Annotated in this window: 5 protein-coding genes and 1 tRNA gene; 5 read left to right on the top strand and 1 reads right to left on the bottom strand. The window is 73.3% G+C overall.

The features are described from left to right. The coding region (locus tag GMA12_RS15455; RefSeq protein ID WP_240898879.1) for a pyruvate kinase at positions 1-822 on the top strand (822 nt) is incomplete at its 5' end. Then, on the top strand, positions 807-1,289 hold the full coding sequence (locus GMA12_RS15450; RefSeq protein ID WP_370831754.1) for a PaaI family thioesterase: 483 nt from the start codon (positions 807-809) through the stop codon (positions 1,287-1,289). The genes GMA12_RS15455 and GMA12_RS15450, both read left to right, overlap by 16 nt. Before the next feature lie 69 nt (positions 1,290-1,358). On the opposite strand, the gene GMA12_RS15445 is transcribed toward GMA12_RS15450, so the two are convergent. After that, positions 1,359-1,438: transfer RNA gene (locus tag GMA12_RS15445), tRNA-Leu, on the bottom strand. 269 nt (positions 1,439-1,707) lie between these two features. On the opposite strand from GMA12_RS15445, the gene GMA12_RS15440 reads away from it, so the two are divergent. The 3 genes from GMA12_RS15440 to GMA12_RS15430 are packed head-to-tail and all read left to right on the top strand — an operon-like array spanning position 1,708 to position 6,694. Next, positions 1,708-2,283 (top strand): ANTAR domain-containing response regulator, encoded by a 576-nt coding sequence (locus GMA12_RS15440; protein ID WP_047803981.1) that lies wholly within the window; start codon positions 1,708-1,710, stop codon positions 2,281-2,283. Positions 2,284-2,336: 53 nt separating this feature from the next. After that, on the top strand, positions 2,337-5,228 hold the full coding sequence (gene polA, locus GMA12_RS15435) for a DNA polymerase I (protein WP_162459942.1): 2,892 nt from the start codon (positions 2,337-2,339) through the stop codon (positions 5,226-5,228). Between the two features lie 53 nt (positions 5,229-5,281). Then, a complete protein-coding gene (locus GMA12_RS15430) occupies positions 5,282-6,694 on the top strand; it encodes a GNAT family N-acetyltransferase (RefSeq protein WP_156270395.1) in 1,413 nt (470 codons plus the stop codon). The last annotated feature ends 113 nt before the right edge of the window (positions 6,695-6,807 follow it).

The following is a 6,807-nucleotide window of genomic DNA, read 5'->3' as shown; positions in this document are numbered from 1 at the left end:
AAGCCCCAGGCGGTGGACTCCCTGCACGAGATCATCGACGCGTTCGACGGCATCATGGTCGCCCGCGGCGACCTCGGGGTGGAGCTGCCGCTGGAGCAGGTGCCGATCGTGCAGAAGCGCGCCATCGAGCTCGCCCGCCGCTGGGCCAAGCCGGTGATCGTCGCCACCCAGGTGCTCGAGTCGATGATCGACAGCCCGCGCCCCACCCGGGCGGAGGCCTCCGACTGCGCCAACGCGGTGCTCGACGGCGCGGACGCGGTGATGCTCTCCGGGGAGACTTCGGTGGGCAAGTACCCGATCGAGACCATCGAGACCATGGCCCGGATCATCGAGGCCACCGAGTCCCAGGCGCTCGAGCGCGTCCCGGCGCTGGGGACGGAGCCGCGCACCCGCGGCGGTGCGGTGACCCGCGCGGCGGTCACCATCGCCCGGCAGCTGGACGTGAGCTACATCTGCACCTTCACCCAGTCCGGGGACTCCGCCCGCCGGCTCTCCCGGCTGCGCCCGGCCCACCCGATCCTGGCCTTCACCCCCGAGCCGCTGGTGACCGCGCTGATGTCCCTGCTGTGGGGCGTGCAGCCGATCCAGGTCGCGAAGGTCGACCACACGGACGACATGACCCGCCAGGTGGACCTGCACCTGCAGGAGCAGGGCCTGGCCGGGGAGGACGACCTCGTGGTGATCTGCGCCGGCTCGCCCCCCGGGGTCGCCGGCACCACCAACCTCGTGAAGGTGCACCGGGTGGGCGACGTCAAGGACGCCGGCGAGCTGCTCAGCGGCCAGCGGCGGCGTGAGCGCGTGGGGCCGTGGCGGGAGTCCTGAGCGGGCGCCTGGGCCCGGAGGAGCACGCCCGGGAGCTCAGCGAGCACGGGGTGCCCGAGGAGCTGCACGCGGTCTTCCCCGGGCACGGGATCGGCGGTCTCGCCCGGGCGATGGGCATCCGGTTCACGGAGCTCACGCCCGGGCGCGCGGTCGCCACGATGCCGGTGGAGCCGAACACCCAGCCCGGCGGGATCCTGCACGGCGGGGCGCACTGCGTCCTGGCCGAGACCCTGGCCTCCTCGGCCGCGAGCGCGCACGCCGGCCCGGAGCGGTACGCGGTGGGGGTCGACATCAACGCGACGCACCAGCGCGGGATCGCCGCCGGGACGGTGACCGGGACCTGCACGGCGCTGCACCTGGGCGCCACGATGACCGTGCACGAGGTCGTGATGACCGACGAGCAGGGGCGGCGGCTGTCCACGGCCCGGGTCACCAACCTGCTGCGCGAGCGTCCCTCCGGCCGGTGAGCGGGGACTGAGCGGGGACCGGCGGTCCGGGGCACGAAAAAACCCCGGACCGCCGGTCCGGGGTGCTCGTGCCCAAGGTGGGACTCGAACCCACACTCCGAGGAACCGCATTTTGAGTGCGGCGCGTCTGCCAATTCCGCCACTTGGGCCCGTGCTCGCAGTCCGCACGGCCCCGGCGAGGGGCCGCTCCTGCGCTCGACCAGCGTACAACAGTTATAGGCTGGGACCGATCGGACGGCACGTGCCGTGCCGGGCGGCCCTGAGCCACCCGTGCACCCGGAGCCCGCGGTTCCGCCCGCCGCGGGACCGCCCCACCAGCAGGCAAGGAGTCAGCGTGACGGAGCAGCCGAAACCCGCCCCGGCGGAGGAGCCCGAGGACCGGGACAGCGCCCTTCCCGGAGAGGGCGCCGGGACGTCCCTGCGCCCGCCCCGCCGGGTGGTGGTGGCCGAGGACGAGACCCTCATCCGCCTCGACATCGTGGAGATGCTCGGGGAGGCCGGCTACGACGTGGTGGCCGAGGCCGACAACGGCCAGCGCGCCGTCGAGCTGGCACGCGAGCACCGCCCGGACCTGGTGCTGATGGACGTGAAGATGCCGGTCCTGGACGGGATCACGGCCGCCGAGCAGATCGCCTCGGAGCGGATCGCCCCCGTGGTGCTGCTCACGGCCTTCAGCCAGCGCGAGCTCGTCGAGCGGGCCCGCGAGGCCGGTGCGATGGCCTACGTGGTGAAGCCGTTCACCGTCGACGACGTCGTGCCGGCGATCGAGATCGCGATCTCGCGCTTCGAGGAGATCGCGGCGCTGGAGCGCGAGGTCTCCGACATGAAGGAGCAGTTCGCCACCCGCAAGCTCGTGGAGCGCGCGAAGTCCCTGCTGACCACCAAGATGGGGCTGACCGAGCCCGAGGCCTTCCGCTGGATCCAGAAGACCTCCATGGACCGGCGGCTGTCGATGCGCGAGGTCGCCGAGGCGATCATCAACCAGGTCGCCTGACCCGCACGCGGCGGCGCACGGGGCCCGTCCGGCGCGGGCCCTAGGATGGGTCCGTGAGTGAAACGACGCAGCAGATCCTGACCGACAGCAGCTCCGAGGCCGGCGTGCGCACGGTGATCGTGGGGGCGGAGACCGACCACCCGGTCGAGGTCGAGATTCCCCGGCCGGTCTCCCGGCCGGACCGGAAGCTGCTGCTGGTCGACGGCCACTCCCTGGCCTTCCGGGCGTTCTTCGCGCTCTCGCGCGCCGCCGAGTACGGCGGCGGCCCCGCCTTCGTGACCTCCGACGGGCGTCACACCGAGGCCGTGTACGGCTTCGTGAACACGCTGGTGAAGCTGGTGCGGGAGCAGAAGCCCACGCACCTGGTGGTCTCCTTCGACCTCGACGGGCCCACGCTGCGCTCCCAGGAGTACGAGGAGTACAAGGGCGGGCGGGACGAGACGCCCGAGGAGTTCCACGGCCAGGTCCCGCAGATCCGGCGGATCCTCGACGCCCTCGGGGTGCCCGTGGTCACCGCGGAGGGCCACGAGGCCGACGACGTCCTGGCGACCCTGGCCCGCCGCGGCGCGGAGCAGGACTACGAGGTCCTCGTCTTCTCGGGGGACCGGGACGCCTTCCAGATGATCGACGACCACGTCACGGTGGTCTATCCCGGGCGCACCCCCTCCGACCTCAAGCACATGGACGCCGCCGCGGTGGTGGAGAAGTACAAGGTCCCGCCGCGGCACTACCCCGACCTCGCCGCGCTGACCGGCGAGCAGGCCGACAACCTGCCCGGGGTGCCCGGGGTGGGGGCCGGCTTCGCGGCCAAGTGGATCCTCGCCTACGGGGACGTGCCCTCGCTGCTCGAGCACGCGGACCGGATCAAGGGCAAGAAGGGCGAGGCGCTGCGCGAGCACCGCGCCGCCGTGGAGCGCAATCGCCGGCTCAACCGGCTCGTCACCGACCTCGGCCTCGACGTGGACCTGGCCGACGCCGCGCTGCCCGTCCCCGACGCCCGGGCCGTGGGAGAGGTCTTCGACGACCTCGAGTTCGGCGAGGGGCTGCGCAACCGGCTCTTCGACGCGTTCGGCCGCCCGCAGGACGAGGCCGCCCCGCCCGCCGACCTCGGCCTCGGGGAGGTGGCCCGGCCCGGCGCCGCGGATGAGCTGCAGGACTGGCTGACCGCGGGGGACGGGCCGGTGGTCCTGCGCGCCCTGCACCGCGAGGACGACCCCGAGCTGCCCGGAGCCCGCGAGCTCTCCGGGGTGGTGCTGGCCCGGGGCGGGCACGCGCCCTCCGCCGTGTTCCTCGACCTCTCCGCCGCGGACGCGGAGCTGGAGTCCGCCCTGGCCGGCTGGCTCGCCGACGCGGGACGGGCGAAGATCGTGGACGGGGTCAAGGACGTCTGGAAGTCCCTGTCCGTGCGCGGGCTGGCGCTGGAGGGCGTCGTGGACGACCCGCAGCTCTCCGCCTACCTGCTGCAGCCCGCACGGCGCAGCTACGAGCTGCCGGCGCTGCTCGAGGAGCGGCTCGGGCTGGCGGTGGCCCCCGCGGAGGACAGCGGCCCCGCGGCCCAGGGCCAGCAGGAGCTGGCCCTGGAGGAGCAGCCCTGGCCCGACCCGGCCGTGCTGCGCCGGGAGGCGGAGCTGGCCGTGGCCACCACCCAGCTCTCCGAGCACCTGCTGGACAAGCTCGCGGAGACCCACCAGACCGGCCTGCTCACCGACCTGGAGCTGCCGCTGGCCGTCGTGCTCGGCCGGATGGAGCTGGCCGGCATCGCGGTGGACCCCGACGGCGTGCAGGTCCTGCTCGACGACTTCGCCCGGGTGATCGAGCAGGCCAAGCAGGAGGCCCACGCCCAGATCGCCGAGCCCGTCAACCTGGGCTCCACCAAGCAGCTGCAGCAGGTGATGTTCGAGGAGCTGGGCCTGCCGAGGACCAAGAAGATCAAGTCCGGCTTCACCACCGACGCCGACGCCGTGGCGGAGCTGCTCACCCGCACCGACCCCGACTCCAAGGGCCACCGCTTCCTGGCGAGCCTGCTGGCCTACCGGGACGCCAACAAGCTGCGCCAGACCGTCGAGGGCCTGCAGAAGGCCATCGCCGAGGACGGGCGGGTGCACACCACGTACATGCAGAACGTCGCGGCCACCGGCCGGCTGTCCTCCACCAACCCCAACCTGCAGAACATCCCGGTGCGCACCGAGGAGGGCCGGCGCATCCGCGCCCTGTTCGTGGTCGGGCGCCCCGGGGCGGGCCGGGAGTACGAGCAGCTGCTGACCGCCGACTACTCCCAGATCGAGATGCGCATCATGGCGCACCTGTCCGGGGACGAGGCGCTCATCGAGGCGTTCCGCAACGGGGAGGACCTGCACCGGTTCGTCGGCTCGAAGATCTTCGGCGTGGCCCCGGAGGAGGTGACCGCGGCGATGCGCTCCAAGGTCAAGGCCATGAGCTACGGGCTGGTCTACGGGCTGAGCTCCTTCGGGCTCTCCAAGCAGCTGCGGATCCCGGTGGACGAGGCCCGGACGCTGATGAGCGACTACTTCACCCGGTTCGGCGCCGTGCGGGACTACCTGCGCGGGGTCGTGGAGCAGGCCCGCGCCGACGGCTACACCGCCACGATCGACGGGCGCCGCCGCTACCTCCCGGACCTCTCCAGCGACAACCGGCAGCTGCGGGCCATGGCCGAGCGCGCCGCCCTCAACGCCCCGATCCAGGGCTCGGCCGCGGACATCATCAAGAAGGCGATGCTCGGCGTGGACCGCCGCTTCACCGCCGAGGGCCTGTCCTCCCGGGTGCTCCTGCAGGTGCACGACGAACTCGTGGTGGAGGTCGTGCGCGGGGAGGCGCCCACCGTGGAGCGGGTGCTGCGCGAGGAGATGGGCGGGGCCGCCGAGCTGGCGGTGCCGCTGGAGGTCAACGTGGGCACCGGGCGGTCCTGGCACGAGGCGGCCCACTGACCGCTCCGCCCGGCCCGCACCCGACCGCCCGCACCGCGAACGAGGGACACGACATGGACTTGACGCACGACGCACCGACGCCGCCGACCACCCCGGGCACCGTGACCGAGTCCTACTCGGCCGGCGGGCACGACTACACCTTCGCGGAGTTCGGGGTGGGTCCCGGCGGCACGGCGGAGAACCCCGCCGCGGCGGAGTGGGTCCGGGCGATCCGCCAGGGCTTCCACCAGGCGGAGCCCACCGACGAGACCCTCGAGCGCACCCTGTCCTGGATGCACGCCGAGCGGGTGCGGCTGCGGGCGGCCTATCCGCACGCGGTGCCGGAGGCGGCGCTGCCCACCCGGCGGCCCGTGGCCACGTTCGCCTCGTGGGAGGGCTCGCTCAACGTGGGCCGCGGCCGGCTGCTGCGCGCCCGGCTGATCTCCGAGGTCACGGTCCGCCCCACCCACAGCCGCCGGGGCCTGCTGCGCCGGCTGATGACCGGCGCCCTCGACCGCGCGCAGCGGGACGGCTATCCCGTGGCGCTGCTCACCGCGACGGAGGCGACCATCTACGGGCGCTTCGGCTTCGGCGCCGCCACGTTCAACCGCGAGGTGAGCGTCGACGCCACCACACGGCTGCAGCTGAAGGCGCCCACGGTGGGCACCGTGGAGATGGCCGACGGGGAGGCCGTACGCCGGCTGGCGCCCGTGCTCTTCCAGCGCTTCCACGAGAGCTCGCACGGGTCGGTGAGCCGGGTGGCCTACCACTGGCCGGAGTACACGGGGGAGTACGCCATCACCCCGCAGAAGGCCGACCCCGAGGTGCGCTGCGCGGTGCACTACGACGACGCGATGCGACCGGACGGCTACGTCACCTACCGGTTCGAGCCCAACACCTCCTACCCGCTGACCCTCACCGTGCTCGACCTCGTGGGCGCCTCCCCGGACGTGTCGATCGCCCTGTGGGAGTTCGTGACCTCCCTGGACCTCGTGGACCAGGTCCGCTTCGGCCGGGCCCCCGTGGAGGACCCGCTGGTGTGGGCGATGACCGACCGCGCGAAGTACCGGGTCACCTCGGAGTCGGACAAGGTCTGGGTCCGGGTCCTGGACCCGGCCGCCGCCCTCGAGGCCCGCCCGTACACCGTGCGCGGGCGGATCGTGATCTCCCTGGTGGACTCGATGGGCTACGCCGACGGCCTGTGGGCGCTGGACACCACGAGCGGGCGCCCCGTGGTCGAGCGCGTCGCCGACCGGCCCCGCACCGCCGACGACGACGCCGGCCGGTCGGTGCCCGCGGTGCAGCTGCCGGACGGGGCCGACGTGGCGATGCGGGTGGACGTGCTGGGGTCCCTGTACCTCGGGGCGGTCAAGGCCAGCACCCTGGCCCAGGCCGGGCTGATCGTCGCCCGGGACGAGGACGCGCTGCGGGACCTGCAGGACTTCATGGAGACGCCGACCGCCCCCTACGGGGTCACACAGTTCTGAACGACGCCGCCCGCGCGGGCGCGTGTTGCTTCCTTTTCGGCGCATCCGTAGACTGAGCCGGTGCGTGCTGTGCACGCACCCTGTCCAACAGTCCTTCGGAACGGCCGCGGCCG

The organism is Kocuria sediminis, assembly GCF_009735315.1.
Lineage (GTDB): Bacteria > Actinomycetota > Actinomycetes > Actinomycetales > Micrococcaceae > Kocuria > Kocuria turfanensis.
This window is presented reverse-complemented; position numbering and strand designations above follow the sequence as displayed.